Here is a 26,056-nt window from a genome sequence, read left to right as displayed (position 1 = left end):
TGATCATCATGAAAAGTAACGACATCAAGAAGCTGTTCACGCAGTACAAGATGCTGGCCCTGCTGATCGCCGTCGCGCTGATCTGGGGCTTCTTCAGCTACCACACCGAGGGCGGCTACGTCTCGCCGCGCAACCTGTCCAATTTGATGCGGCAGATGGCCATCACCGGCATCGTCGCCTGCGGCATGTCGCTGGTGATCATCGCCGGCGAGATCGACCTGTCGGTAGGCTCCCTGCTGGGCCTCCTGGGCGGGGTGGCGGCGGTGCTGGATTCCACCCACCACCTGCCGCTGCCCATCACCCTGGCGGCGGTGCTGGCCGTGGGGCTGTTCATCGGCCTGTTCAACGGCTACCTGACGGCCTATCTGGCCATCCCCTCCTTTATCGTCGGCCTGGGCGGCATGCTGGCCTACCGCGGCATCGTGCTGGGCGTGACCGGCGGCGCCACGGTGGCGCCGGTGTCGGACCAGCTGGTCTACATCGGACAGGCCTATCTGCCGCCGCAGGCCGGGCTGGTGCTGGGCGTGGCGCTGTTCGCGGTGGCGGCCTTCCTCGTGTGGCGCCAGCGCCGCAGCCACGCGCTGCACCAGCTGGCCGTGGCGCCGGCCTGGCGCGACGCCATCAAGCTGGCCGTGACCGGCGCCGTGATTGCCGCCTTTGTGCTCACCTTCAATTCCTACGAGGGCATCCCGCTGCCGGTGCTGCTGCTCCTGGCCTTGCTGGGCGTGTTCAGCTACGTGACCACCCAGACCGTGTTTGGCCGCCGCGTGTATGCCGTGGGCAGCAACATGGAGGCGACCCGTTTGTCCGGCATCAACGTCAGGGCCGTCAAGCTGTGGATCTTCGGCATCATGGGCCTGATGTGCGCCCTGGCCGGCATCGTCAACACGGCGCGCCTGGCGGCCGGTTCGCCCTCGGCCGGCACCTCCGGCGAACTCGATGCCATCGCCGCCTGCTTCATCGGCGGCACGTCCATGCGCGGCGGCTCAGGCACCGTGCACGGCGCCCTGATCGGCGCCCTGGTCATGGCCAGCCTGGATAACGGCATGTCCATGCTGGACGTGGACACCTATTGGCAAATGATCGTCAAGGGCGCCATCCTGACCCTGGCCGTGTGGGTGGACGTCAGCACCCGCAGCGGCAAGCGTTGAATACATAAATACATCAAGGAGACATACGACATGAGCAGCAACCGCAGGCAGTTCCTCTCTTCCATGACCGGCCTGGCCGGCCTGACCATGCTGCCGGCCATGGCCGCCACCAGCGAACCGTACAAGGACCCCACGCTGCCGGTGGCGCGCCGGGTCGACGACCTGCTGGCCCGCATGACGCTGGAAGAAAAAATCATGCAGATGCAGTGCACCTGGCAGCAAAAGCCCGCGATCCAGGACGCCAAGGGCGAGTTCTCGGCAGCCAAGGCGCAGCAGGTCTATCCCCACGGCCTGGGCATGATCGCCCGCCCGTCGGACCGTCAGCTGGGCCAGGCCGCCGGCGCCGGGGACACCGGCGCGGTGGCCAACCGCAAAGCGCTGGAGACGGCCAACTACGTCAACGCGGTGCAGAAGTGGGCGGTGGAGCAGACCCGCCTCGGCATCCCGCTGCTGATGCACGAGGAAGCCCTGCATGGCTACGTGGCGCGCGACGCCACCAGCTTCCCCCAGGCCATCGGCCTGGCGTCCTCCTTCGATACGCAGCTGGTGCGCGAGATCTTCAGCGTGGCGGCGCGCGAGATGCGGGCGCGCGGCGCCAACCTGGCGCTGGCGCCGGTGGTGGACGTGGCGCGCGAACCGCGCTGGGGCCGCATCGAGGAAACCTTCGGCGAGGACCCCTACCTGTGCGGCGAGATCGGCAAGGCCGCCGTGCTGGGCTTCGCCGGCGAGTCGCCCAGGCTGGCCCGGGACAAGGTGTATGTCACGCTCAAGCACATGACCGGCCACGGCCAGCCGGAAAGCGGCACCAACATCGGCCCGGCCGAAGTGAGCGAACGCACCCTGCGCGAGGAATTCTTCCCGCCGTTTGAAAAGCTGATCAAGGAAACCAATGTCGGCGCCGTCATGCCCTCGTATAACGAGATCGGCGGCGTGCCCTCGCACGCCAACCGCTGGCTGCTGCGCAAGGTGCTGCGCGAGGAATGGGGCTTCAAGGGCGTCACGGTGTCCGACTACTTCGGCATCAATGAACTGGTCACGCGTCACAAACTGGCCGCCACGCCCAAGGAAGCGGCCTATTACGCCTTCCGCGCCGGGGTCGATATCGAGACCCCTGACGGTCTGGGCTACCAGACCCTGGCCGAGCTGGTGCGCGAAAAGCGCATCGCCGAAAGCGATATCGACACGGTGGTGCGCCGCATCCTGGAACTGAAGTTCAACGCCGGCCTGTTTGAAAACCCCTATGTGGACGCCAAGGCGGCCGACCGCCTGACCGCCACCCCGGACGCCGTGGCCCTGGCCCGCCGCGCCGCCACCCGCAGCGCCGTGCTGCTCAAGAACGAGCGCGGCCTGCTGCCGCTGGACGGCAAGAAGGTCGGCAAGGTGCTGCTGCTGGGCACCCACGCCAAGGACACGCCCATAGGCGGCTACTCCGACGTGCCGCGCCACGTGGTATCCATCCACGACGGCCTGCTGGCCGAGAGTCGCGCCCAGGGTTTCGAGCTGGCTTACGCCGAGGGCGTGCGCATCACCGAAAGCCGGGTCTGGGGCCAGGACGAGATCAAGTTCACGCCGCCGGAAGTGAACCGCAAGCTGATTGCCGAAGCGGTGCAGGCGGCCAGGTCGGCCGACACCATCATCATGGTCCTGGGCGACAACGAGCAAACCAGCCGCGAAGCCTGGGCCGACAACCACCTGGGCGACCGCGACAGCCTGGACCTGATGGGCCAGCAGAACGAGCTGGCGCAAGCGATTTTCGCGCTCGGCAAGCCGACCGTGGTATTCCTGCTGAACGGCCGTCCGCTCTCGATCAACCTGCTGGCGGAGAAGGCCGGCGCCATCATCGAAGGCTGGTACATGGGGCAGGAGACCGGCCACGCGGCGGCCGACCTGCTGTTCGGCCGCGCCAACCCGGGCGGCAAGCTGCCGGTGTCGATCGCGCGCTCGGTGGGCCAGCTGCCCATCTTCTACAACCACAAGCCATCCGCGCGGCGCGGCTATATCGATGGCTCGACCAAGCCGCTGTATCCCTTCGGTTTCGGGCTGAGCTACACCAGCTTCGTGATCTCGGCGCCACGCCTGGCCAAGTCCAGCATCGCCGTGGGCGAGGCTACCCGGGTGGAAGTGGACGTGGCCAACACCGGCAAGCGGGTCGGCGACGAAGTGGTGCAGATCTACATCCGCGACGACGTCAGCTCCGCCACCCGGCCGGTGCTGGAGCTCAAGGCCTTCCAGCGGGTCACGCTGCAGCCGGGCGAGAAGCGCACCCTGGCCTTCGACATCAAGCCTTCCGACCTGTGGTTCTACAACCAGGACATGCAGCGCGTGGTGGAGCCGGGCAGCTTCACCATCCACGCCGGTCCCAATTCGATGGACTTGAAATCGGTGAAGCTGATGGTGGTCTAGTCGCCGCTGTAGACGGCTACTTCCGCCAGGCGCAGCGGCCGCATCGGCGCCTGGTACTGGAAGGCGATGATGGCGTCGTTGCTCCAGGCCTGGTCGCTGAGCGGCAGGCGGTAGGCGCCGCCCTCGGACCTCAGCGGTTCCTTGCGGCCGGCCTCGGTGATGGTGGCGCCGCTGGTGGCAGCGCGGGGCCGGTACAGCACCCTGGCCCTGGCGTTGCAATAAGTCCGGCTCTGGCGCTGCAAACGGCCATTCCTGCGGGTGGGCTGGTCCACGTTGCGGCCCGGGTCGTCGGCGTCGGCGATGGCCTCGGTGATTTCGCAGCGCAGGCGGGCGTCGCCCAGACGTTCCTGTTCGGGCGGCACGGCCAGGGTATGCACCAGCAGGCCGATGCGCAGTACGCCGCCCTTGAAATTGCTGACCAGGTCGGCTTCGACCCCAGGATCGGGCAGGGCGGGCAGTTCGAACAGTTCGCCGTTGTCCAGCGTGATGGGAAACTCCACGCCGTCCCGGGTGCGCACGCGCAGCAGGAAATTCGCCGGCAGGGCCAGGCCGGGCGGCGGCATGACGGCGAAGCGGAAGATCGCGTCCGGCGCCAGCGCCTTGTGCTTGCCGTAGGCTGCCAGCGCGGCCGCCATGGCGCGGTAGCTTTTCCACGGCACGGCGCGCACGCCAGTGACGCGCACCACGGCGGCCTCGGTGGCACCGGCCTGTTCGCGCATGGGGCCGCCGCCGGCAGGCTGCTGCGCTCGCGCGGCGGCGACCATGGCAAGCAGCAGCAGGGCTTGCATCCTCATGGCCCAGGCGGAGCGGCATTGAACACGATATCGCGTACCGTGTAATCGGCCGGGATCTTGAACAGCGCATCGGCCACCTCGCCGGCCTTGAAATTTTCCAGCCGGGTGATCGCTTCGCCGCCCAGCGCCGTATATCTGCGCTGGTAGGTGTACAGGGCGTATTCACCGGAGCGCCACACCTCGCTGGTCTCCACCAGCTCCCTTTCATTTCCGGCGCTGCCGGCGGGGAAAAACGTTTCAGTGAGCGTGCCGGCAGTCTTGTGGCCTTCGAAGTCCTTGCTGCCCAGATTGGTCCGCACTTCCCTGGCCCAAGACATGACGATGGTGCGGGCGGTCAGTGGCGTGTAGACGCGATATCGGGCAGGTTCACCGCTGACACGCAGGACGTCGCGGCGTTCCGGCCGTATCAGGTAGCCGGCCTTGGCCCTGGCATCGACGATCAGGATGCGTTCCTTGCCGGCCGTGGTCTGGTAGGCGAGCCGCAGCCTGCCATGCTGGTCCTGGATACGGTTGACGACCTCGCGTTTCCTGATCTGGTTGCCGTCGGCCAGGGTTTTGGTGCTGTCCGTTACCTGGTCCACGGTATAGGGCGGTATCTTGAAGTCGTAACCGTAGGCGCTGCCATATTCCAGTTGCAGCTTCCTGCCGTCGGATTCATCCTCTCGGCTCGCTGCACTGGCGTCTGCCGTTTGCGCGTGCGCCAGGCCGCAGGTCCCGGGCAGGACCTGGGCAGCCAGCAGCAGGGCGAACAAGGTGGCGGAGGCTTTCATGGGGGGCTTCCTTTCGTCGGATGTGGAAGTGGTTGGTCAGGGCGGCGCGCCATCAACGGCGCTGGATGTCGCGCACCGTGTAGTCGGCGGGCGCCGTGAACAGGCTGGCGGAGGGCTCCGTGCGATGTATCTTTTGCACCCGGCTGATGGTTTCTCCATAGCGCGGATCGACGCTCTTGACGTACAAGTCGAGTTTCAGCGCCGCCGAGTGCCAGGTTTCCACCGTGCTCACGATGGGCAGCGTATTGCCGGCCTTGCCGGCGGGGAGGGTGGTGGTGACCAGTGTGCCCTCGGCCGTCAGGCCCTCGATCTGCCGGGTGCCCAGCGCCCGCGTGCTGCGCAGGCTGTCCGTCGCCGCCACGGCGCCGGCCAGCGCCGGCGCCAGCTGCTCGGCCACCATGCTGGCGCCGGACGAGATGCTGACCGTGGCCAGCGGCGGCACCGAGCCATTGCTGTTGGAGGCGGCCGGTTCGCTGATCGCCATCCTGATGCCCGACCTGTCGCCGGGATACAGGCGGTAGCTGTAGCCTTGCACCGGGTCCTGGATTTGCACCAGTCCCTGATTCAGCCAGGTCGATTCCACCCGGCTGCGGCCCGCGGAGTCGCGGAACAGCTGCTCGCTGCTGCTCCTGGCGATGCGGTTGCCATCGGCGAGCAGGCGCACGTTGTCGATGATGCGTTCGGCAGAATAGGGGGCGTCGCGCACCACGCATGCCTGCTGGCAGCGCGAGGTTGCGCTCAGGCGCAGCATCATCACTTCGCTCGAACTACTGTCGATGACCATGGTGTTGTGTTGCTGCGCGTAGACGGATGGCGCCCATGCCAGCAGCGCGATGGAGATGGTGAGTAAGCTGTGTTTCATGCCTGCCTCCTGTGACGGGCTTAATTGACGGCCAGCCGGATGGCCAGCGGTTCGCCGGAGGCTGCCACCAGCAGTTCGGCATGGATCAGTTCATCGGGCGCATCGGACGCAATCGGTATGCCCAATTGGACCAGCGCCTGGCGCGTCAGGTTGGCGCGCTTGAGCTGCGGATGGACGGCGGCCGCGATCTGCTCGGGCGTGGCCAGCGAGAGGAAACCGTCGCCGGGTGCATGCGCGGCCAGGTCGGCCTGGGGCAGCGGCGCCAGGGTGCCGGCGACGGCCATCAGCAGCACCACGGCGACCGAGGCGATCCCGGCGCCGGAGGCAAGACCGTCCAATGTCCAGCGGCGATACCACGGCCGCTTTTTGTGGCGCCGGACATAGGCTTGCAGCAGCGCGGCTTCCACGCTGTCCGGCGGCGCCGCATGTGCCAGTACCCGGCGCGCGGCGGCCCACTCGGGGGCGCGGCCCCGGCCATCGTTGCGGTGCGGTTCGATGTCGATGGTTTGCATGTCGGTGTTCCTAAGCGAGGTTCTGGTGGATGGCCCGGTACGGGGCCAGGGCTTTGTACAGTGCCGAACGGCCGCGCGACAGGCGTGAACGCACGGTGCCGATGTCCAGCTGGCAGATGCCGGCGATTTCCTGGTACGACAGCTCCTGCAGCTCAAACAGGATCAATACGTCGCGGTAATGCGGGGCCAGCCTGGCCAGCGCCCGGCGCAAGTGGTCAGCGGCTTCCTGGTCCAGCAGCGCGTGCAGCGGACCGTTCTCGCCGATATCTCCTGCGCCGCCGGCCGCGCTGGCCAAGCCGGTAGCGCCGTCCCCGTGCTCGCCGTCCTCCACATCGGGATCGGGCTGCACCCAGCGCTCGTTCTGGCGCGCGTGGCGCAGCAGCAGGTTGTGCGTCACCCCGTACAAAAAGCTGGACAGCATGCCCTTGAGCGGATCGAAGCGGTAGTCGTCGTTAAGAAGGCCGATGAAGACTTCCTGGACCACATCGGCCGCCACCTCCGGTGCGCCGCAGTGCAGCAGTGCGTAGCCATACAGGCGGGAGCGGTGGCGCCGGTACAGGCTCTGGAAGGCGTTGGCGTCGCCCAGCCGGGTGGCGCGCAGCAGTTGTATGTCATCGGTCTCGTTCACGGTGCTGTGTTATGTGTTTTCTTATATTCGCACCGGACTGCGGAAAAGTTCCCGCTTTTTTAGATCGGCAGCAGCAGCGAGTGCTGGGTGGCGGTGTGGAGGTCGCGCCACACCCGGTTGATGGCGGTGGCGGGATTGGCGGCCTGCAGGCCGCAATAGGGATAGACGCCATCGACTGCCTGGCGGGCGGCCTGCACCAGCGCCAGGGCGGTTTGTTCCAGCGCAGCCGCCCTGGCCTGGTCAGGCGACGGCCAGGCCGCGTCCAGCCGGCCATAGAATGCGCTGCGCGCGGCCAGGAAGGCGGACTGTTCGCGTTCCAGGTACGCCGCCACTTCGGGGCGTCCGGCCACACCCCGGGACAGTGGCGACAGGCGGCGGGCGGCGATGATGTCGCCGGACAGGCTGAGGAAGTGCAGCGCCATGCCGGACACATTGGCCGCCAGCGTGGCGAAGGCCAGGGCGCGGAACGGATAGCGGTACAGCGGTCCGGCGGCGCGGGCGCCCTGCGGCGTCAGGTCGAACCCATGGCTGGCGTCCACCCATCGTTCATGCACGCGGTAGCTGTGCGAGGCGGTGGCGCGCAGGCCCATGGTCTGCCACGACGGCGCCAGTTCCACTGCGGCGGCAGGCAGCACGAATGCCCGGATGCGCGGCGCGCCATGTTCGTCCAGCAGTGGCTGGCCGTTTTCGCGCAGGATGGCGTTGAGGGTGAAATGGCTCGCCATGGGCGCGCCGCTGGCGTAGTCCCAGGCGCCGCTGATGATGTAGCCGCCGTTTTCCAGGTCGGCGTGGCCGGTGGGTGCGCCGCTGCCGGCCAGGCACACGCGCCGTGTGCCGGTGATGGACGCCGCAAGTTCAGGCTGCAGGAAACCGGCGAACCAGCCGGCGCCCGCGCACAGCGTGACCACCCAGCCCACACTGCCATCGGCGGCCGCCAGGGCTTCTTCCAGCCGTACCACGGATGGCAGCGGCAGTTCGGCGCCGCCGCTGGCCTGCGGCGCCAGCATCCTGAGCCAGCCGCGCTGGTGGATGAGGGCCTGCTGGGCCGGATGCAGCCATCCGGCCTGGTCGGCCGCCGCCGCGTGGCGCCGGATACGCAGTACATCGCGCGCGGACAGCCAGGGCTGGACCTCCTGCAAAAGTTCGTTGAGCTGGGCTGTTGGCGGCATCGGTTCCCTCATGAATGGCAGGGATTATAACCGCAGGGATTATCACCGCCGAAGCGTCAGCGGTAGCGGTACAGCCGGACCCGCTGGATGCTGAACGCGTCCGTGCGCAGCATGAGCTGGCGGCCCTGGTGGGTTTCATCGCCGTTCAGCCAGCGTCCCGGCTGCCATGCGCCATGCCGGTACACGCCTTCCGTGGCCTGCCTAATGCCGTAATCCATCAGCTGGCTGCTATCGAGCACCGTGTAGTCAAAGAAAACACCGCCTGCCCACGTGGGCAAGGCGGTGCCAAGGCCGCGAGGCGGCAGGGGGGAGCCCCAGTGAAACAAGGAACATCAAACCGGCGAGTGCAAGTGTGCGTGTCCTGGATGTTCATGTCAACAAAAATATCAATCAAATGTTATGCGCAACCATCGCCGCTGCCGCCACTGCCTTCGCGCAGTCCCGGCCGGCATCGCCAGCTGTGTCAAGGAAACAATTTAATGCTACACGACAGCAACACGGCGGCCTGCCTGCGCTGAAGTATGTTTTAACGTGAGATAACGAACATGGAATCACAACAACGTGGGGCAAACTCGGCATTAATCGTGCGGCGCAAAAATTTTAAAAGCGTAACAATGCACATATAAAAATGTTTTATTGATAACCATCATGCGCAGCCGCTGAGCCCGGTGGCGGCCTGCGTAACTACTACGGGTCTATGCGCCGGGAGTGACTTGTTAAAAGGGGAATGCTATGCCTAAGGTGTGGAAGCCTTGCTGGTTGGCCGTTTGCCTGGCGGTGGGTGCGCCGCTGGCCCATGCGGCCCAGGTGCTGGATCAGAATGTTTCGTCCGGCTTGATGAATGTGTCGTCTTTTGATGAAAGCATGGTGGCCCAGTCGTTCCAGACCTCGGCCACCAACCTGTCCGGGGCAGGCTTGATGCTCGGCTCCAAGGCGGAACCCAGCGGTCCGGTGACGATTTCGCTGTGGACGGCGCTGCCGACCCAGGGCGGCATCAAGCTGGCCAGCGGTACCGCGCAGGGATCGGCCAGCCAGTGGGTGGACGTGGCCTGGAACGCGGTGACCGTGACTCCCAACCAGACCTATTATCTGATGTTCGAGAGCGATACCATCCTGCTGATCAGCGGGGGCATCAAAACCTACAGCAATGGCATGGCATATGCGAACGGATCCGCGCAGCCGCTGTATGACTACAACTTCCGCACCTATTCGTCCTCCACGTTTGTGGCGCCGCCCCCGGTGCCCGAACCGGCAACCTGCGGCATGCTGCTGGGCGGACTGGGGATGCTGGGCATGCTGGCGCGCCGCCGCGCCGGCAAGGCTTGACGGCAAGGGGGACCGGGACGCGGCCGCCGGCCTATCCCGGCTGGCCCGGCTTGGGCAGCCCGGCCAGCACGGCCCGCACGGCGCCGTGCGCCATCACCACGTCCGCGCCGTCGTGCAGCATGGCGCTGTACTTGTCGCGGAATTCCTGGTTCGATGGCGCGCCGGGGCCGATCAGGGCCTCGACCGCGGCGCGGTAATCCCTGGCGGTGGCGTCGTCCAGCGCCTGCGGATCGTCCAGGCGCTCGTCCAGTTCCGCCATCAGCACCGACAGCCGCTGCAGCCAGGCGAACTGTGGGTGGTTGGTGATCAGCTGCAGGTGCTCCAGCGGGCTGCCGACCTGGCCGAAATACTGGGTCTCGACATGGATCAGCTGCTTGTGCAGGTCGCGCAGGGCGCGCGTGAGCGCCGTCAGTGTGGCGCGGTGGTCTGGCTGTGTCATGGCGGCTCCGTTCTGGTGGGGAGGCTGGAGCCTATCAGAAATCGGCGCCGGCCGGCGTTCTCCCTTTTGCCAGAGGCGGGCGCCGTCTCGTCCTTTTGGCGGTCCGCGCGGCGCGCGCTTTGCGCTAGCATGACGGCTTCGCCCCCTATCCAGGAGTAGCCCATGGCCGCCTGCACCCACCTCAACCAGATCCACACCCGTGACGCCAACACCAGCGGCTGCGAGGAATGCATGAAGTCCGGCGACACCTGGGTGCACCTGCGCGTGTGCATGGCGTGCGGCAAGGTCGGCTGTTGCGACAACTCGAAGAACAAGCACGCCACCCGCCATTTCCTGGAAACTGGGCACGCCATCATGCGCTCCAAGGAGCCCGGCGAGACCTGGGGCTGGTGCTACGTGGATCGCCAGGTGTTCGATCCGGTCTGAGTCGCCCCTGGCGCCGTTCGAGCATTCCTTGATTACCTATACGTACAGATACTATCCCCGCTCCACCGCACGGCATAAGATGGGGCCGGACGGTGGACCCGGCGGCGCTCCCTGGTGGCGCGCTATCTTGCCCACCGGCGCTTGGCGTATCGGAACGAAGGAGTGTTATGGGTGGGGTGGAAGACGGCCAGCTGGGCCAATGGCAGGTCGCCGTGGTGGATGACGACCACGCCGTCCGGCAGGGGCTGTGCAACCTGCTGCTGTCGGTGGGCTACAGCGTCACCGGGTACGAGTCGGCCGAGTCCTTCCTGGCAGACGGCCGGCTGGAGCGCTACGGCTGCGCCGTGCTGGACATCAAGCTGCAAGGCATGGGCGGGCTCGATTGCCAGCAGCAGCTGCTGTCCCGGGGCGTGCGCCTGCCCCTGATTTTCATCACCGGCTTCGGCGAGCGCGCCATGGAAACGCGGGCCCTGCGCGCCGGCGCCATCGCCTTCCTGCACAAGCCCATCGACGTCGACGCCTTGCTGCAGCACCTGCAGCAGGCCATGGGTGGAGCGCCATGAATGGCGAGCCCACCGCCTCCGGACCGGACCTGGACGGCTACCGCTTCCATGTGCTGCACCAGGAAGGCGCCCTGGCCTGGCTGCGCGGCTGGCGCGGCGGCGACGCCACTATCCTGCTGGCGCAGCCCGCGTCCGAGGCAGTGGCAGCCCAGGCCCTGCAGCAGATGCAGTCCGAGTACGCGTTGCGCGAACAGCTCCCGCCCGCCTGGGCCCTGGCGCCGACGGCGCTGGTACGGCGCCAGGGCGGCCCGGCCCTGGTCTACCCCGACGACCAGGCCGAGACCCTGGACCAGCGCCAGGCGCGCGCGGTGGACATCGACACCTTCCTGGCCGTGGCCATCGGCGCCAGCGGCGCCCTGGCGGCGCTGCACGGCGCCGGCCTGGCGCACCGCAGCCTGCGACCCACCAGCATCCGTATCGACGCTGCGGGACGCTGCCGGCTGGCCGGCTTCGGGATGGCCGGGCCGGTCCACGGCGCCGCCGACGGCGCAGCGCTATGCGGCACGCCGGCCTACATGTCCCCGGAACACAGCGGCCGCACCGGCCGCAGCCCGGACGCCCGCAGCGACCTGTACTCGCTGGGCGTGATCTTCCACGAATTGCTGGCCGGGCGCCTGCCGTTCGAGCCGGAGGCCGAGGCTGGCGCGGCGCCGGGCTCGTGGATCCACGCCCACCTGGCGTCGCCGCCGCCACCGCTGGACCAGGTCCGCCCCGGCCTGCCCGAGGTGTTGGCGCGCATCGTCGCCAGGCTGCTGGAGAAGAGCCCGGAGCAGCGCTACCAGAGCGCGGCGGGGCTGGAACGCGATTTGCGGCGCTGCCGCCTGGCCTGGCACAGCCGGGGCATGCTGGCGCCTTTCCCGCTGGGCCAGCAGGACCGCGCCGGCGCGCTGGCTTTTCCGGCGCGCCTGTATGGCCGCGAAGCCCAGGCGGCGGCAGCGCGCGCCGCACTGGACGAGGTGTGCGCCAGCGGGCGCCAGGCGCTGCTGCTGGTCAGCGGAGCCTCCGGTGTCGGCAAGTCGGCGCTGCTGCAAGGGTTGCTGGCGGCGCCGCGCACGCAGCGCCTGGCGGCCGGATGGGCCAAGGCCGACCAGTACCGGCACGACATCCCGTATGCGGTGCTGGCGGACGCCCTGCGCAGCGTGGTGCTGCGCATCCTGGGCGAGGGCGGGGCCGCCTACTGGCGGGAGCGGCTGCGTGCAGGCCTGGCCGGCAGCGCGGCCCTGGCGTGCGAGCTGGTGCCGGAACTGGCCTCCCTGCTGGGCGGCGCGTGCGCCGCCGCGTCCGGACCGGAGAGCCAGGACCGTTTCAGGCACGCCGTGCTGGCGCTGGTGCGGGCGTTCGCCGCCCCGGCGCATCCCTTGCTGCTGATGCTGGATGACGCCCAATGGCTGGACGCGGCCACCACCGAGGTGCTGGCCGCGCTGCTGTCGTCCAGCCAGGCCGTTCCCATGCTGCTGGCGGTCAGCTGCCGCCACGGCGGCGAGGCCGGGCCGGGGGCGCCGCTGCTGCTGGAGCCCCTGCGCGCCGCCGCACCGCGCCTGCGCGAAGTGGCGCTGGCGCCGCTAGGACAGACGGTCCTGGCCCGCATGCTGGCCGACACCTTCGGGAGCGGCCGGCGCCAGGCCGGCGCGCTGGCGGAAGTGGTGCACGGCAAGACCGCCGGCAATCCCTACTTCGTACGCCAGTTCATCCAGGCCGTGGCCGACGACGGCCTGATCGCGCGTGACGTGCGCGATGGCCGCTGGCGTTTCGACCTGCAGGCCATGCGCGCGCGCGGCTACACCGCCAACGTGGTGGACCTGGTGCTGGTGCGCCTGGGACGGCTTCCTTCCGAGACGCAGCACGTGCTGGCGGCGCTGGCCTGCCTGGGGCAGGGCGGCGACGCCACGCTGCTGGGTGAGCTGCTGGAGCTTCCCGGACAGCAGATCCATTTGCGCCTGCTGCCGGCCCTCGCCGCGGAGGCCGTGCAGCGCAGCGGGGACGGCTACCGCTTCAGCCATGACCGGGTGCAGGAGGCGGTGCACGCCACCACGCAGGCCGCGCTGCAGCAGCAACTGCATCTGGGCCTGGCGCGGTTGCAGGCGCGGCGCGCCACGGCCTCCAACCGCGACGAGCTGGTGTTCCGCGCCGCCGACCACCTGGCCCAGGCGGGCTTGCAGCCGCTGGCGCAGGAGGAGCGCCGGCGCTTCGCGCAGCTTGCCCTGGATGCCGCCCGCAGGGCGCGCCGCAGCTGTGCCTATGAGTCGGCGCTGCGCTACCTGGGGTTGTCGCGTGGCCTGCTGGAACAGATGGTGGGGGAGCGACCGGTGGAGGCGGCGGTGCGGCGCCTGGAATGGACCGGGGCGCAGCAGCCGATGGAGGCCGCGCTGGAGGATGCCGCGCGCAGCGTGCTGCGGGTGGAACTGGCGCTGGAGCAGGCCAGCTGCGAATTTCTCAGTGGCCACCTGGAACGCTCGCTGGGCGTGCTGCTGCCGCTGCTGGCGGACGCCGCGGCGCTGCCGCTGCCGGTGCGGGCCCAGGCCTGGCGGCTGCGGCTGGAAATCCACATGCGCCGCAGCGAGTTCAGTGCGGCGGTGGCGCTGGCCCTGGCCGCGCTGGCTACTTTCGGCATCCATATTCCCGCCCATCCCGACGACCAGGCCTGCGACCTCGCCTACGCCGGGATCCGCCCGCTGCTGCGGGGCGATTGCGCCGCCACCCTGCTGGCGCTGCCGCCCTTGCGCGATGACGAGGCGCAGGCTGCCATGGGGCTGCTGTGGGCCTTGTCCTTCCCCGCCACCATGACCGACCCGCGCCTGCAATTCATCCAGCTGTGCCACTTGCTGCGGCTGACCTTCGAGCGCGGCATGTCGCCCAGTGCGCCGGTAGCCCTGGCCTGGTTGGGCGTGCTGGCCGCCGAACGCTATGGCGCCTATGCCGAGGGCTATGGGTATGCGTTGGCGGCGCGGGCGCTGGCCGAACGCCAGGACCATCGCGGCTACCTGGCCCAGGTCCTGCTGCCGATGGACCAGGTGGGAGTCTGGACCCAGCCGCTGGCATGGACCGTGGACTGTGCGCGCGAAGGCTACGCGCTGGCGCTGGCGGCGGGCGACACCACCACCGCCTCATATGAATGCTGCCACATCGTCTGCAATTGCATGGTGCTGGGCGTCCCGCTTGAGGCGCTGGGCGCCGAGATCGCCCGCCTGCTGCCATTCGTGCGCGAGGCCGATTTCGCCGACGTGGAAACCATCCTGCTGCTGCAGCAGGAGTTCGTCAACGGCCTGCGCAGCACGGACGGCGCCCTGGGCGGCGCTGCCCTGCGCGGCTGGACACCCGGCTATGCGCTGGGCGGCCGCATGCCGCCCATGGAGTTCTGGCGCTGGCTGTACATCGCCATCACCCATTACCTGGCCGGCGAACTGGCCGATGCGCGCGACGCGCTGGAGCGCGCCGGCGGCCTGGCCTGGGCCGCGCCGGCCCACATCCACCAGCTGGACTACCACTTGTACAGCGTGCTGGTGCTGGGCGCGCTGGCGCGGCAGGCACCGGGGCCGGGAGCGGAATCGCGCGCGGTGCTGGAAGGGCACGCGGCGCGCATCGGGCAGTGGGCGGATCTCCATCCCGACACCTTCGCCGACAAGCATGCCGTGGCCCGGGCGGTGCTGCTCGGCCTGGACGGGCGGGGCCGCGAGGCGCTGGCCGCCTGCGAGCATGCCATCGCCCATGCCGAAGCGCGCGGCTACGAGCAGTACGCCGGCCTGGCGTGGGAGCTGGCGGCCACGCTGGCCCAGGATAGTGGCCTGGCCGCCGCCGCCCGCGCCTATACGCGCGGCGCCCGCGACGCCTACCGCCGCTGGGGCGCGGCGGCCAAGGCCGCGCACATCGAGCGCACGCTGCCGCAGCTGATGGCGGCGCCGCCGCGCGCCAGCGACGGCACGGTATCGTTCACCGACACGGCCGCCATCCGCGACATCGACAGCGTGATACGCGCGGCACGGGCGCTGAGCGAGGAAATCGTGCTTGACGACCTGGTGCGCACCCTGATGAAGATCGTGCTGCAGCAGGCGGGTGCGCAGCGCGGCCTGCTGCTGCGCTGGCAGGACGGGCGCGCCGTGGCCGAGGCCAGCGCGCACAGCACGGCCGCCGGCATCGTGGTGGAGCTGGACCAGCACCAGCCCAGCGAGCGTGAGCTGCCGCTGGCGCTGCTCAACAAGGCGGTGCGCAGCGGGCGGCTGGTGCGGGCCGGCGCCCGGTTCGAGGGCGCCGGCGCCGCCGAGCCTGGCGACTATCCCTACCTTGCCGCGCATCCGGATTGTGCGGCCCTGTGCATCCCGCTGCTCAAGCAGTCGCGCCTGCTGGGCGTGCTGTACCTGGAAAACCGCCTGTCGCCGGACGCCTTCACGGCCGAGCACCTGCAGGTGCTGCAGCTGCTGGCCGGGCAGGCCGCAGTGTCGCTGGAGACTGCGCGCCTGTACGCCGAGCTGATGGCGGAGAACGAACAGCGCCGCCGCATCGAATCCGAGCTGCGCCAGAGCCAGGAAACGCTGCTGATGGGCGAGCAGATCTCGCACAGCGGCAGCTGGACCTGGGACACGGCGAGCGGCCTGCTGCAGTGTTCGGCCGAATTTTGCCGTATCTTCGGGCTGGATCCGGCCCGGCGCCGTATCCCGTTCGCCAGCGTGATGGCGTGCATCCACCCGGACGACCGCGCCCGCGTGGAGGAGAGCGCGCTGCGCGCCGTGCGCGACCGCGCCACCATCCGCAGCGAGTACCGGGCCGTGCGCCCGGATGGCGAGGTGCGCTACCTGTCCGGCGTCGGCAAGCCATTGCCGGACGAGGATACCCTGTATGTCGGCACCGTGTCCGACATCACGGCGCGGCGCCAGGCCGAGGATACGCTGCGCTCGGCCCAGGCCGACCTGGCGCGGGTCGCGCGCGTGACCACCGTGGGCCAGCTGACCGCCTCCATCGCGCACGAGGTCAACCAGCCGCTGATGTCGATCGCTTCCAACGCCGGCGCCAGCCTGCGCTGGCTGGAGCGCGATCCGCCCCAGCTGGACAAGGTGCGCGAGGGCATGCAGGATATCGTGGTCCAGAGCAAGCGCGCCGGCCAGATGATACGCAGCCTGCAGCAGCTGACCCGCAAGGCGCCGCCGGCGCACGAGGTGCTCGACCTGCACGAGACCATACGCCATATCCTGGCCATCTCGCGCGGTGAGCTGGAACGCCAGGGCGTGGCGCTGGAACTGGCGCTCGATGCGCCCGACAGCATGGTGGTGGGCGATGGCGTGCAGCTGCAGCAGTTGCTGCTCAACCTGGTGGTCAACGCCATTGACGCGATGAACGAGTCGCCCGGCGCGCAGCGCACGCTGGCCATCTCGTCGCGCGCCGGCGCCGGCCGCGAGATCGAGGTGCGGGTGGAGGACAGCGGTACCGGCCTGTCGCCGCAGGTGGCGGACCAGCTGTTCGAAGCCTTTTACACCACCAAGGCCAACGGCATGGGCATGGGCCTGGCCATTTGCCGCTCGGTGGTGGAAGCCCACCACGGACGTATCCACGCCGCGCCGCGTGCGCCATGCGGCAGCAGTTTTGTGTTTATATTGCCGACGTGTGCGGCGTAATCGTGACAGGATGGTGGGTTGATGCAGCAAACGGTGTATGTGGTGGATGATGACGACGCGGTGCGCGCCGCGCTGGCGCGCCTGCTTGAAGCCGAGGACTATGCGGTGCGGGCCTATGCCAGCGCGCGCGAGTTCCTGGCGCTGCCTGAACCGGACTGCACGGCCTGCCTGATCCTGGACATGAAGATGCCCGGGGTCGACGGCATGGAGGCGGTGCGCGAACTGGCGGCGCGCGGCTGCGCACTGCCGGTCATCTTCCTGACCGGCTTCGGTTCCATCCCCATGACGGTGCAGGCCATGCGCGCAGGCGCCATCGAGTTCCTGACCAAGCCGGTGGAGCCGGAGCAGCTGCTGGAGGCGGTGGCCGCGGCCCTGGCCGCGCACGAGAAAAGCCAGGGCGCGCGCAATGAGCTGGCCGAGCTGCGCCGCCGGTACGACAGCCTGACGCCGCGCGAACGCGAAGTCATGGGCCTGGTGATAGGCGGGCTGCTGGTCAAGCAGGTGGCCATGGAGCTGGGCATCAGCGAGATCATGGCCAAGGTCCACAAGCGCAAGGTCATGGACAAGATGCAGGCGCGCTCCATGCCGGACCTGGTGCGTAGCGCGGAGCGGCTGGGCATCATCCAGAGCAAGCGCCGCTAGGAGGACGCAGCTGCTCGCCGTGCAGGCCCACGGTCCCGGGAGCTGCGCCTGGCCACGCTCAAGTTGAAACGTCCTCTAAGTGGCGGCACCGTCCTGCAGGGCGCGCTGGGCTTCCTGCGCGCGCTGCCGGTCCTGTTCCGAGTCGGCGCGGCGCAGCAGTTCGGTAGCGGCGGCGCGGGCGTCGGCATGGCGGCCCAGCAGCCCGAGGCAGGCTGCCTGTTCCAGCAGCAGCGAGAATGACAGCGCATGGTGGCGCTGCCAGCAATCCTCGCCCAGCAGGCGCCAGCCGGCGCGCAGGTAGGACAGCGCCGCAGCGCAGTCGCCTCCCTGTCGGGACGCGCGTGCGGCCAGCAGGTTGAGCTGTGCGCACTGCGAACGCTCGGCCTGCATGGGCATGGCATCGTGTGCGCGGTTGAGCTGCTCCAGGATGGCGTACAGCACGGCCGGTGCGGGCGTGGCGCCGGGATGGCCGGACTCCTCCAGCAGGCGGCGGCCCAGGCGCAGGTGCAGCGCCTGGCGCTGCGGCGGCTCCATGGACTGGTACTCGGCCAGCCGCAGTGCGGCGTCGGCATGGGCGTACACCTGGCCGTGGCGTACCAGCGTTCCGTCCGCCACCAGCCGGTCCAGCAGCTGCCGCGCTTGCCGGCTTTGTCCGGCGTGGCCGGCCAGCGCCGCCAGGGTGGCGGCGCTGGCGCCCGCCGGCAAGCAGGCCAGCAGGCGTGTCAAGCGGGCCGCCGCGTCACGGAGTGCCGGGCTTGGTTGCGGCGCCGGCCCATCCGCGCCACCATGCGTTATGCTCATGCCGAAATTGTCGCCAAGGCGCCCGGCCGGCAGCTCTCCCAAAAGAGGGAGACGTCCCCACTCAATGGAGGAAGGGGGCTGGCTTTTGCGCGTAACGCAAAGCAGTTGCGCGGGCGGCGCATCTTCCGGCGCCGGCCCCGGGCCGTTACATTGTCCCCGGGGGCGGAGCGTCAACCGGTCTCCCGTGAAAGGACACCGGCATGAACATCAACACAACAGAGCGCCGCCGCTTCCTGCGCTACCTGGCGGCCGCCATTCCGCTGCCGTGCCTCGCGGGTGCGCCGCCACGGCCGCTGGTCGGCCTGCCGGACCTGGAACCCTGGGTGCTGCACACCCCCTCCGGCGTGCGCGGACCCTTCATTGAACTGGTGCGTGCGCTCGGCGCGGCCAGCGGCCAGGTTCTGGTGCCGTACCTGGCGCCCTACGCCCGCGTGCTCAGCGGCCTTGAAGGCGGCTCTCTGGACGCCATGGTGGCGATTGCCTCGGAGCGTCTGCTGCGCCAGGCGGACGAGATCATGGTGCTGGGTCCGGAGCGGGTGTTGCTGGTGCTGCCGCAGGGCGCGCATCCGGATGTGCTGCGCGGCGCCACGGTGGGTCAGCTGCGCTGGACCGGGCTGGCCACGGCCGAACTGGCCGCGCTGGGGGCGCGGGCGTACGAGACCGGCAGCCACCTGCAGGGCTGGCGCATGTTCCAGGCCGGCCGACTGGACGCGGTGGTGATCCCGGGCACCGCCTGCGATTGCTTCGCGCGCCATGGCCGGTTGTCCCGGCCGTGGAGCGCCATTGAACTGCGCCGCACTGCGGTATCGCTGTTCTGGAGCCGGCGTTCGGCGCTGCCCGAGGCCGGCGCGCAGTTGCGGCGCGCCCTGCAGGACCAGGATCCCGCCAGCCTGCTGGCGCGCGCCAGGCTGGCCGCCAGGCGGAGCTGAGTCCTTGCGCAGGGCGCAACGCAGCTGTGCGTCACGGACCGCTTATCGCCGGCGCCTTGCGGCCTTACATTGGAAGCATGTAACCAGCAACGGGAGGTCACCATGAACAAGCAAAAAACCGCCATCATCATAGGCGCATCGCTGGGCGGGCTGTATGCGGCCGTGTCGCTGCGCGCCATCGGCTGGGAAGTGCAGCTGTATGAGCGCTCCACCAGCCTGCTCGGCAGCCGGGGCGGCGGCCTGGTGCTGCAGCCGGAAGCCGAGAAGGCGCTGGAGGCGGCCGGCGTGACTTATCCGCGTCCGCTGGGCGTGCTGTCGCCGGACCGCATCTACCTGAACCCGCGTGATGAGGTGATCAGCCGCCAGTCCATGCCGCAGATGCAGACCTCGTGGGCCATGCTGTACGACACCCTGAACCAGGCGGTGCCGGCCGGCGTCATCCACCGGGGCCGGCGCCTGGTGTCCTTCGAGCAGGACGCCGGCGGTGTGAGCGCGCATTTCGACGATGGCCACACGGCCCGGGGCGACCTGCTGGTGGCCGCCGACGGCACCCGCTCCACCGTGCGCGCCCAGCTTTATCCGGAACTGGCGCCGCGCTACGCCGGCTATGTGGCCTGGCGCGGCCTGGCGCCGGAATCGGCCCTGGCGCCGCAAGCGGCGGCCGTGCTGGCGGACAGCTTCAGCTTCCAGCACGAGACCGGCCACATGCTGCTGCAGTACCTGGTGCCGGGCGCGGACGGCGCCATGGAGCCGGGCCGGCGCCGCCGCAACTGGGTCTGGTACCGGCGCATTCCGGCCGGTCCTCAGCTGGACGCAGCGCTCACCGGCGCCGATGGCCAGCTGCACGAGGGCACGCTGCCGCCCGGCGCCATGGGCGAGCTGCAAGCCGCGCAACTGCGCGCCGACGCCGGGCGCATCCTGGCGCCGTCGTTCGCCTCCCTGGTGGAAGCGACCGACCAGCCCTTCATGCAGGTGATACAGGACGTGCAGGTGCCGCAGATGGTGCATGGCCGCGTGGTGCTGACTGGGGACGCCGCCTTCACGGTGCGGCCGCACACGGCGGGCGGCGCGGCCAAGGCGGCCGACAATGCGATGACGCTGGCGCGCGCCTTGTCGGGCGATGGCGACATCGACGCCGCGCTGCGGCGCTGGCAGCCGTTCGCGCTGCGTCTCGGGAAGCACTTGATGCAGTCCGGCATCCACGTGGGCGACCGGCTGATGGGCATGGGCCGCCCGCAATGAGTCAGATCGCGCACTCGGCCAGGATGCCGCGCCGGGTGGCGATGGTGACGGCGTGGGTGCGGTCGCGGGCGTGCAGCTTGACCAGGGCGGCGCTCACGTGGGTCTTGACGGTCTCCTCACGGATGCCCAGTTCGGCGCCGATTTCCCGGTTCGAATTGCCCAGCGCGACCAGGCGCAGCACGTCGATCTCGCGCGCCGACAGGGCGTTGGCGCCCAGCCAGGCGCCGACCTCCATGGCCACCTGGGGCGGAATGTACTTGCGGCCCGCGTGCACCGACTCGATGGCCTCGGCCAGTTCCATGCGGCCTTCGCCCTTGAGCAGGTAGCCGGCGGCGCCCGCGTTCAGGGCGCGCTGGATCTGGGCGTCGCCGCGGTCGCCGGTCAGCACGATCACTTTGGCGCGCTGGTTCAGCGCGCGTATCGCCAGCATGGCCTGGTAGCCGCCCAGCAGCGGCATGTGCAGGTCCATCAAGGTGACGTCCGGCCGCACGCGCTGGAACTCGTCGATGGCTTCCTGGCCGTTGCCGGCCTGCGCCACCAGTTCTATGCCTTCGTTGGACGACAGTACCGAGACGATGCCCGCCCGCAGCAGGGCGTGGTCGTCGGCGATCATGACGCGGATGGACATGGCGGACTCCTTGGCGGTGTCAGTTGGCGGCGGGGGCGCCGTCGTAGTTCAGCGGCAGCCACTGGTAGCTGGCGCCGTCCTGGCGGATGCGGCCCAGGCCGGGGAAGGCGATGTGGGCCGCGCCCACCACGATGTCCTGGCGGGCCGCCAGTTGCAGCAGATCGCGGCGCGTGGCGGCGGCGCCGGCCGCGTCGCTGTCGTACTTGAGGGTGGCTTCCGGGTTGGGGAACTGCAGGGCCGCCACGTGCACGATGTCACCCCAGACCAGCAGCTGGCGTCCGCGGCTCTCGACCAGGTAGGCGGCATGGCCCGGGGTATGGCCGGGCGCGGCCAGGGCCCGTATGCCCGGCTCCAGCTGGCCGAAGCCGGAGTAGGGCTGGAAGCGGCCGGCGTCGCGGTAGGGCTGGACTGCCGCGCGCGCGGCGTCGAAGAAGCTGCGCAGGAATTCCGGCGCGGCGGCCTGCTGCTCCCTGCTCAGCCAGTAATCGGCCTCGCGCTGTTCCAGGCGCAGCACGGCGTTGGGAAAGGCGGGGGCGCCGCCGGCGCTGACGCCACCCGCGTGGTCCTTGTGCAGGTGGGTGAGCAGGATCTCGTCCACCTGTTCCGGCCGGTATCCGGCGGCGCGCAGGTTGGCCAGCACCCGTCCGCAGCAGTCGCCGTACAGCACCCCGGCGCCGCTGTCGACCAGTATCAGCTTGCTCCCCGTGTTGATGAGGAAGGCATTGATCGAGCCCTGTACGGGCTGGGCCAGGCGGGCCAGGGACAGGTCGGCGGCGATGGTGGCCGGCGTGATGTTGGTCATCACGCTGTCGATGGGGAAGGCGTGGGTGCCATCGGACAGCACGGTGATCTCGAAGTCGCCCAGCATCATGCGGTAGTAGCCTGGCGCCTGGGTGCGCACCTGGGGCGCGGCCGCGCGCGCGGCGCCGGGATAATCGAGCAGCGGCGCGGCGGCCAGCAGGGAAATCAGCAGCTTGGTGATGGTGCGTGGCATGGGGTGTCCTGGCGGTGGCGGCGCGCGCGGCGCCCGATGTGGCACATTCTGCAAAATTCCAGCGCCAGCGCCTAGTTATACCTAGGGATAGGGCGGGCCCAACCTCCATTGCGCGGGGCGCAAAACAGTTGCGCGCCCGGTGTGGATGGTCCGCGCGCCGCGCGCGGGCTACCCTGCCGCTATCGTCCCCAAGGAGTTCATCATGAAAAAACTGAGTTTTCGCCAGAAATTGTGGCTGCCGCTGGCGGCCGGCCTGTCCTGCGTCTGCGCGCTGTCGGTGCTGCACGCCTTCGAGAGCCGCACGGCCGGCTATGAGGAGCGCCGCACCGACCTGCGGCATGTGGACCAGGCCGCGCTGTCCATCGTGCGCGGCATCGCGGACAGCGCCCGTGCCATGGGCCTGGACCGCGAGCAGGCCCAGGCCCGCGCCCGGGAGGTGCTGGCCAGCTTGCGCTACGGCGAGGACGGCTACGTGGCCATCCTTGGTGTGGATGGCCGCGCGATCCAGAATCCCGGCAATCCGGCCATCAATGGCAGATCCATGCTGGACTTCCGCGACCCTGACGGGCGTTACGTGTTCCGCGAGGTGGCGCAGATCGCCGCCAGCGCGGCCGGGGAGGGTTTCCTGTCCTATGGCTGGCTGCGCCCGGGGCGCGAGGTATCGACCAAGCTCAGCCGGGTGGTGAGCTACCAGCCCTGGGGCTGGGCCCTGGTGACGGGCGTGTACACCGACGACATCGAGGCTGCCTTCCGCGCCTCGCTGTACCGTGCCCTGGGCTGGACGGCGCTGGCCTGCGCGCTGTTGGCGCTGGTGGTTGCGGCCATCAACCGCAGCCTGCAGCGGGCCCTGGGCGGCAGCCCGGAATATGCGGTGGAGGTGGCGCGCCAGATCGCCGCCAACAACCTGGGCATGGCGGTGGCCACCGCGCCGGGCGACGACAGCAGCCTGCTGCACGCAATGAAGACCATGCAGCACAACCTGGCCTCGATGATAGGGGCGATACGCCACAGCGCCGACACCATCGCCACCGCCTCCACCCAGATCGCCGCCGGCAACCAGGACCTGTCGGCCCGCACCGAGACCCAGGCCAGTTCGCTGGAGGAGACGGCGGCCTCCATGGAGCAGCTGACCCAGGCCGTGGCCCGCAACGCCGACCATGTGCGTGCGGCCAGCCGCCTGGCCGGCGACGCGGGCGAGGTGGCGCACCGTGGCGGGGAAGTGGTGGCGGACGTGGTGCGCACCATGGGCGACATCAACGCCAGCGCCGGCCGCATCGAGGACATCACCTCCGTCATCGACGGCATCGCCTTCCAGACCAATCTGCTGGCGCTGAATGCGGCGGTGGAGGCGGCCCGCGCGGGCGAGCAGGGCAAGGGGTTTGCGGTGGTGGCGGCCGAGGTGCGCAGCCTGGCCCAGCGCAGCGCGGCGGCCGCGCGCGAGATCAAGCTGCTGATCGACGCCTCGGTGCAGGGCATGGGGGAGGGCGCCGGCAAGGCGGCGCGCGCCGGCGGCACCATGGACGAGGTGGTGGACAGCGTGGCGCGCATGCGCGCCATCCTGGCCGGCATCAGCGCGGCCTCCAGCGAGCAGAGCACCGGCATCAGCCACATCCACACCGCCATTGCCGAGATGGATGGCGTGACGCAGCAGAATGCGGCCCTGGTGGAACAGGCCGCGGCGGCGGCCGTCAGCCTCAGCGAACAGGCCGGCCTGCTGGCCGGCCTGGTGGGGCGCTTCCGCCTGGCGCCGCAGGCGCCGCGCCTGGCCTGACAGCCATGTCCCGCACGGCGGCGCCGCATGCATCGACGGCGGCGGCCAGCTGCTCCAGCGCCGCCAGCGCCTGGCCCACATCGGGCGTTGGCTTCTTCAGCCACAGGCTGGCCGCCCGCGCGTGCAGCGCAATGGCGGCCAGCGGCTGGTTGAGCTCATGCGCCAGCGCGCGCCGCAACGCGTGCTCGCCGTCGCCGTCGTCATCCATGCTCAGGAACGCAGGAAGGCCAGCAGGTCGGCGTTGAGCTGGTCCTTGTGGGTAGTCGGCAGGCCGTGCGGGGCGCCGGCGTAGACCTTCAGTTCGCCCTGGGGCAGCAGCTCGGCGGCGCGGCGCGCGGTGGCCGCCAGCGGCACGATCTGGTCGTCGTCGCCATGGATCACCAGGGTCGGGATGGTCATCTTCTTCAAATCTTCCGTGAAGTCGCTTTCCGAGAATTGCTTGATGCAGGCGTAGGCGCTGCGTATGCTGCACTGCATGCCCTGCAGCCAGAAGTTGTCGCGCACGCCTTCCGAAACCTTGGCGCCCTCGCGGTTGTAGCCGTAGAAGGGCAGGGTCAGGTCCTTGAAGTATTGCGAGCGGTCGGCCTTGACGGCGCTGCGGATGCCGTCGAACACCTCCATCGGCACGCCGTTCGGATTGTCGTCGCCGACCAGCATGCGCGGGGTGACGGCGCCCACCAGCACGGCGCGCGCCACCCGGCCGGTGCCGTGGCGGCCGATGTAGCGCGCCACTTCGCCGCCGCCGGTGGAGTGGCCCACCAGGGTGGCGCCGGTCAGGTCCAGGGTTTCGATCACGGTGGCCAGGTCGTCGGCGTAGGTGTCCATGTCGTTGCCGTGCCAGGGTTTGCTGGACAGGCCGTGGCCGCGGCGGTCGTGGGCCACCACGCGGTAGCCATGCTCGGCCAGGAACAGCATCTGGTCTTCCCAGGCGTCGCCCTGCAGCGGCCAGCCGTGGCTGAAGACGACAGCCGGACCGTGGCCCCAGTCGGTGTAATGGATCAGGGTGCCGTCCTTGACGGTGACGGTGTTGATGGTGCGGGTAGCGGTCATGGCGTTTCCTTGGTGTGCGTTGAACGGGAAAGGGCCGGAACGCTGTCCGGCCCCTGCGACCCATTCTCGGCAAGGCGCCGGGCCGCGTCTAGCTATACGAAGGGATATCCGCCTTTAGGCCAGCTTTCGTCCCTGCATCGCATGTTGCGCATATTCAGTGACCCAGTACAGCAGGGCCAGGGCCGGGAAGGCCATGCCGGTCAGCAGGGCGGCGTGCCAGCCATGGGCCGCGTAGACCCAGGCGCCCAGCGCCGAACCGAGCGCGCCGCCGGCGAAGAACAGGGCGAAGTAGATGCCGTTCAGGCGGCTGCGCACCTCGGCGCCCAGGGTGAAGATGGCGCGCTGGCCCAGCACCAGGTTGCCGGCCACGCCCATGTCCAGCACGATGGAGGCCGCCACCAGCAGCACCAGGGCCACGTTGCGCGAACCGGGAGCGATCATCGGCAGCGCGAAGCCCAGTACGCCGAGCAGCAGGGCGGCGGCGGTGGCGGGCAGGGTGTGGCCGGCGTCGGCCAGGCGGCCGGCGATGGGCGAGGCCACTGCGCCGGCCATGCCCACCAGGGCGAAAATGGCAATGCCGGTCTGCGACAGGTGGAACTGCGGGCCGGCCAGCATCAGCGGAGTGACGGTCCAGAACAGGCTGAAGGAGCCGAACAGGCCGGCGTGGTAGGCGGCGCGGCGGCGCAGCACCGGGGTGGTGGTGAACAGCGTCCACAGCGAGCCGATCAGCCGCGCATAGGGCAGCGGGGCGGCCGGCACGCGCTCGGGCAGCCGGGCGCGCAGGATGGCGGCCAACGCCAGTATCACCACGGCGGCGCCGCCGAACACCACGTGCCAGCTGCTATGGTCGGCGATCAGGCTGGCGGCAGGACGGGCCAGCATAATGCCCAGCAGCAGGCCGCTGACCACCTTGCCCACGGTCTGGCCGCGCGTGGCTTCGTGCGACAGGTGGGCCGCGAACGGCACCAGGATCTGGGCCGCGACCGAACCCAGGCCGATGGCCAGGGCCGCCGCCAGGAACACCCAGGCCGTGGTGGCGAAGGCGGCCACCAGCAGCGCCACGGCCGTGAACAGCAGGGCGTTGACGATCAGGCGGCGGTTTTCCAGCAAATCGCCCAGCGGCACCACGAACAGCAGGCCCAGGGTGTAGCCGACCTGGGTCAGGGTCACGATCAGGCCGGCCGCCCCGGTGGACAGGCCGGTGGCGGCGCTGATCGGCCCCACCAGGGTTTGCGAGTAGTACAGGCTGGCCACGATCAGGCCGGAGGCGATGGCCAGCAGCAGCACCATGCCGTGCGAGATGTCGGGTTCATGCGGTTTCATGTCGTTTCCTTTGATTGGGTAGGGGATGCG

General features: G+C 69.5%; 24 protein-coding genes. 10 read left to right on the top strand and 14 right to left on the bottom strand.

The features are described from left to right. The first annotated feature begins 8 nt into the window (after positions 1–8). Both ACLB1G_RS01795 and ACLB1G_RS01790 read left to right on the top strand, forming a co-directional pair. The gene (locus ACLB1G_RS01795; protein ID WP_491625463.1) at positions 9–1,151 is read left to right on the top strand and encodes a sugar ABC transporter permease; all 1,143 of its coding nucleotides are present in this window, start codon (positions 9–11) and stop codon (positions 1,149–1,151) included. A gap of 30 nt (positions 1,152–1,181) precedes the next feature. After that, complete coding sequence (locus ACLB1G_RS01790) at positions 1,182–3,554, top strand: glycoside hydrolase family 3 N-terminal domain-containing protein (RefSeq protein ID WP_491625462.1); 2,373 nt, start codon at positions 1,182–1,184, stop codon at positions 3,552–3,554. Here the strand turns inward: ACLB1G_RS01790 and ACLB1G_RS01785 are convergent. Genes ACLB1G_RS01785 through ACLB1G_RS01755 form a run of 7 tightly spaced genes read right to left on the bottom strand, consistent with a single transcriptional unit; the run spans position 3,551 to position 8,567 of the window. Continuing rightward, a complete protein-coding gene (locus tag ACLB1G_RS01785; protein ID WP_491625461.1) occupies positions 3,551–4,348 on the bottom strand; it encodes a hypothetical protein in 798 nt (265 codons plus the stop codon). The two genes, ACLB1G_RS01790 and ACLB1G_RS01785, sit on opposite strands and share 4 nt — an antisense overlap. Then, positions 4,345–5,118 (bottom strand): hypothetical protein, encoded by a 774-nt coding sequence (locus ACLB1G_RS01780; RefSeq protein ID WP_491625460.1) that lies wholly within the window; start codon positions 5,116–5,118, stop codon positions 4,345–4,347. The genes ACLB1G_RS01785 and ACLB1G_RS01780 overlap by 4 nt, the downstream gene beginning before the upstream one ends. 52 nt (positions 5,119–5,170) lie before the next feature. Next, complete coding sequence (locus ACLB1G_RS01775; protein ID WP_491625459.1) at positions 5,171–5,980, bottom strand: hypothetical protein; 810 nt, start codon at positions 5,978–5,980, stop codon at positions 5,171–5,173. Between the two features lie 20 nt (positions 5,981–6,000). Beyond that, positions 6,001–6,492: a hypothetical protein gene (locus ACLB1G_RS01770; RefSeq protein ID WP_491625458.1), complete on the bottom strand. Its 492-nt coding sequence runs from the start codon at positions 6,490–6,492 to the stop codon at positions 6,001–6,003. Between the two features lie 10 nt (positions 6,493–6,502). Continuing rightward, complete coding sequence (locus ACLB1G_RS01765) at positions 6,503–7,120, bottom strand: RNA polymerase sigma factor (protein WP_491625457.1); 618 nt, start codon at positions 7,118–7,120, stop codon at positions 6,503–6,505. A 59-nt stretch (positions 7,121–7,179) separates the two neighbouring features. Beyond that, positions 7,180–8,301, bottom strand: coding sequence for an acyl-CoA dehydrogenase family protein (locus ACLB1G_RS01760; protein WP_491625456.1), 1,122 nt, complete (start codon positions 8,299–8,301; stop codon positions 7,180–7,182). A 44-nt stretch (positions 8,302–8,345) separates the two neighbouring features. Next, positions 8,346–8,567, bottom strand: coding sequence for a DUF5597 domain-containing protein (locus tag ACLB1G_RS01755; protein ID WP_491625455.1), 222 nt, complete (start codon positions 8,565–8,567; stop codon positions 8,346–8,348). A gap of 454 nt (positions 8,568–9,021) precedes the next feature. On the opposite strand from ACLB1G_RS01755, the gene ACLB1G_RS01750 reads away from it, so the two are divergent. Further along, on the top strand, positions 9,022–9,615 hold the full coding sequence (locus ACLB1G_RS01750) for a PEP-CTERM sorting domain-containing protein (RefSeq protein ID WP_491625454.1): 594 nt from the start codon (positions 9,022–9,024) through the stop codon (positions 9,613–9,615). Between the two features lie 31 nt (positions 9,616–9,646). Here ACLB1G_RS01750 and ACLB1G_RS01745 read toward each other — a convergent pair whose 3' ends face one another. Beyond that, positions 9,647–10,054 carry a hypothetical protein gene (locus ACLB1G_RS01745; protein WP_491625453.1) on the bottom strand — a complete coding sequence of 136 codons (408 nt, stop codon included), beginning with the start codon at positions 10,052–10,054 and terminating at the stop codon, positions 9,647–9,649. Between the two features lie 162 nt (positions 10,055–10,216). Between ACLB1G_RS01745 and ACLB1G_RS01740 the strand changes: the two genes are divergently transcribed. The 4 genes from ACLB1G_RS01740 to ACLB1G_RS01725 all read left to right on the top strand — a co-directional run bounded on the left by ACLB1G_RS01740 (position 10,217) and on the right by ACLB1G_RS01725 (position 17,288). Then, positions 10,217–10,480, top strand: a complete 264-nt coding sequence (locus ACLB1G_RS01740) for a UBP-type zinc finger domain-containing protein (protein ID WP_491625452.1) — start codon at positions 10,217–10,219, stop codon at positions 10,478–10,480. 167 nt (positions 10,481–10,647) lie between these two features. Beyond that, on the top strand, positions 10,648–11,043 hold the full coding sequence (locus tag ACLB1G_RS01735; RefSeq protein WP_491625451.1) for a response regulator transcription factor: 396 nt from the start codon (positions 10,648–10,650) through the stop codon (positions 11,041–11,043). Continuing rightward, the gene (locus tag ACLB1G_RS01730) at positions 11,040–16,646 is read left to right on the top strand and encodes a trifunctional serine/threonine-protein kinase/ATP-binding protein/sensor histidine kinase (RefSeq protein WP_491625450.1); all 5,607 of its coding nucleotides are present in this window, start codon (positions 11,040–11,042) and stop codon (positions 16,644–16,646) included. The genes ACLB1G_RS01735 and ACLB1G_RS01730 overlap by 4 nt, the downstream gene beginning before the upstream one ends. Before the next feature lie 21 nt (positions 16,647–16,667). Next, complete coding sequence (locus tag ACLB1G_RS01725; RefSeq protein ID WP_491625449.1) at positions 16,668–17,288, top strand: response regulator transcription factor; 621 nt, start codon at positions 16,668–16,670, stop codon at positions 17,286–17,288. 75 nt (positions 17,289–17,363) lie between these two features. Here ACLB1G_RS01725 and ACLB1G_RS01720 read toward each other — a convergent pair whose 3' ends face one another. Then, entirely contained in the window at positions 17,364–18,014 is a 651-nt protein-coding gene (locus ACLB1G_RS01720) for a hypothetical protein (protein WP_491625448.1), read from the bottom strand. A gap of 275 nt (positions 18,015–18,289) precedes the next feature. Between ACLB1G_RS01720 and ACLB1G_RS01715 the strand changes: the two genes are divergently transcribed. Then, positions 18,290–19,018: a hypothetical protein gene (locus ACLB1G_RS01715; RefSeq protein WP_491625447.1), complete on the top strand. Its 729-nt coding sequence runs from the start codon at positions 18,290–18,292 to the stop codon at positions 19,016–19,018. A 102-nt stretch (positions 19,019–19,120) separates the two neighbouring features. Further along, complete coding sequence (locus ACLB1G_RS01710) at positions 19,121–20,260, top strand: FAD binding domain-containing protein (protein WP_491625446.1); 1,140 nt, start codon at positions 19,121–19,123, stop codon at positions 20,258–20,260. A 1-nt stretch (position 20,261) separates the two neighbouring features. Here ACLB1G_RS01710 and ACLB1G_RS01705 read toward each other — a convergent pair whose 3' ends face one another. Both ACLB1G_RS01705 and ACLB1G_RS01700 read right to left on the bottom strand, forming a co-directional pair. Further along, positions 20,262–20,888, bottom strand: coding sequence for a response regulator transcription factor (locus ACLB1G_RS01705; protein ID WP_491625445.1), 627 nt, complete (start codon positions 20,886–20,888; stop codon positions 20,262–20,264). A 19-nt stretch (positions 20,889–20,907) separates the two neighbouring features. Further along, positions 20,908–21,882: an MBL fold metallo-hydrolase gene (locus ACLB1G_RS01700; protein ID WP_491625444.1), complete on the bottom strand. Its 975-nt coding sequence runs from the start codon at positions 21,880–21,882 to the stop codon at positions 20,908–20,910. Positions 21,883–22,084: 202 nt separating this feature from the next. On the opposite strand from ACLB1G_RS01700, the gene ACLB1G_RS01695 reads away from it, so the two are divergent. After that, positions 22,085–23,653: a methyl-accepting chemotaxis protein gene (locus ACLB1G_RS01695; protein WP_491625443.1), complete on the top strand. Its 1,569-nt coding sequence runs from the start codon at positions 22,085–22,087 to the stop codon at positions 23,651–23,653. Here the strand turns inward: ACLB1G_RS01695 and ACLB1G_RS01690 are convergent. From ACLB1G_RS01690 to ACLB1G_RS01680, 3 genes are all read right to left on the bottom strand, one after another. Further along, a complete protein-coding gene (locus ACLB1G_RS01690) occupies positions 23,577–23,861 on the bottom strand; it encodes a hypothetical protein (protein ID WP_491625442.1) in 285 nt (94 codons plus the stop codon). The two genes, ACLB1G_RS01695 and ACLB1G_RS01690, sit on opposite strands and share 77 nt — an antisense overlap. A 2-nt stretch (positions 23,862–23,863) precedes the next feature. Next, positions 23,864–24,685, bottom strand: coding sequence for an alpha/beta fold hydrolase (locus ACLB1G_RS01685; RefSeq protein WP_491625660.1), 822 nt, complete (start codon positions 24,683–24,685; stop codon positions 23,864–23,866). 132 nt (positions 24,686–24,817) lie between these two features. Continuing rightward, a complete protein-coding gene (locus tag ACLB1G_RS01680; RefSeq protein WP_491625441.1) occupies positions 24,818–26,026 on the bottom strand; it encodes an MFS transporter in 1,209 nt (402 codons plus the stop codon). Between the last annotated feature and the right edge of the window lie 30 nt (positions 26,027–26,056).

The organism is Duganella kummerowiae (assembly GCF_053572355.1).
This window is presented reverse-complemented; position numbering and strand designations above follow the sequence as displayed.

Coding starts and splice junctions, on each gene's coding strand:
- ACLB1G_RS01795 (WP_491625463.1), top strand. CDS start 9: ATGAAAAGTAACGACATCAAGAAGCTGTTCACGCAGTACAAGATGCTG.
- ACLB1G_RS01790 (WP_491625462.1), top strand. CDS start 1,182: ATGAGCAGCAACCGCAGGCAGTTCCTCTCTTCCATGACCGGCCTGGCC.
- ACLB1G_RS01785 (WP_491625461.1), bottom strand. CDS start 4,348: ATGAGGATGCAAGCCCTGCTGCTGCTTGCCATGGTCGCCGCCGCGCGA.
- ACLB1G_RS01780 (WP_491625460.1), bottom strand. CDS start 5,118: ATGAAAGCCTCCGCCACCTTGTTCGCCCTGCTGCTGGCTGCCCAGGTC.
- ACLB1G_RS01775 (WP_491625459.1), bottom strand. CDS start 5,980: ATGAAACACAGCTTACTCACCATCTCCATCGCGCTGCTGGCATGGGCG.
- ACLB1G_RS01770 (WP_491625458.1), bottom strand. CDS start 6,492: ATGCAAACCATCGACATCGAACCGCACCGCAACGATGGCCGGGGCCGC.
- ACLB1G_RS01760 (WP_491625456.1), bottom strand. CDS start 8,301: ATGAGGGAACCGATGCCGCCAACAGCCCAGCTCAACGAACTTTTGCAG.
- ACLB1G_RS01750 (WP_491625454.1), top strand. CDS start 9,022: ATGCCTAAGGTGTGGAAGCCTTGCTGGTTGGCCGTTTGCCTGGCGGTG.
- ACLB1G_RS01745 (WP_491625453.1), bottom strand. CDS start 10,054: ATGACACAGCCAGACCACCGCGCCACACTGACGGCGCTCACGCGCGCC.
- ACLB1G_RS01740 (WP_491625452.1), top strand. CDS start 10,217: ATGGCCGCCTGCACCCACCTCAACCAGATCCACACCCGTGACGCCAAC.
- ACLB1G_RS01735 (WP_491625451.1), top strand. CDS start 10,648: ATGGGTGGGGTGGAAGACGGCCAGCTGGGCCAATGGCAGGTCGCCGTG.
- ACLB1G_RS01730 (WP_491625450.1), top strand. CDS start 11,040: ATGAATGGCGAGCCCACCGCCTCCGGACCGGACCTGGACGGCTACCGC.
- ACLB1G_RS01725 (WP_491625449.1), top strand. CDS start 16,668: ATGCAGCAAACGGTGTATGTGGTGGATGATGACGACGCGGTGCGCGCC.
- ACLB1G_RS01715 (WP_491625447.1), top strand. CDS start 18,290: ATGAACATCAACACAACAGAGCGCCGCCGCTTCCTGCGCTACCTGGCG.
- ACLB1G_RS01710 (WP_491625446.1), top strand. CDS start 19,121: ATGAACAAGCAAAAAACCGCCATCATCATAGGCGCATCGCTGGGCGGG.
- ACLB1G_RS01705 (WP_491625445.1), bottom strand. CDS start 20,888: ATGTCCATCCGCGTCATGATCGCCGACGACCACGCCCTGCTGCGGGCG.
- ACLB1G_RS01700 (WP_491625444.1), bottom strand. CDS start 21,882: ATGCCACGCACCATCACCAAGCTGCTGATTTCCCTGCTGGCCGCCGCG.
- ACLB1G_RS01695 (WP_491625443.1), top strand. CDS start 22,085: ATGAAAAAACTGAGTTTTCGCCAGAAATTGTGGCTGCCGCTGGCGGCC.
- ACLB1G_RS01690 (WP_491625442.1), bottom strand. CDS start 23,861: ATGGATGACGACGGCGACGGCGAGCACGCGTTGCGGCGCGCGCTGGCG.
- ACLB1G_RS01680 (WP_491625441.1), bottom strand. CDS start 26,026: ATGAAACCGCATGAACCCGACATCTCGCACGGCATGGTGCTGCTGCTG.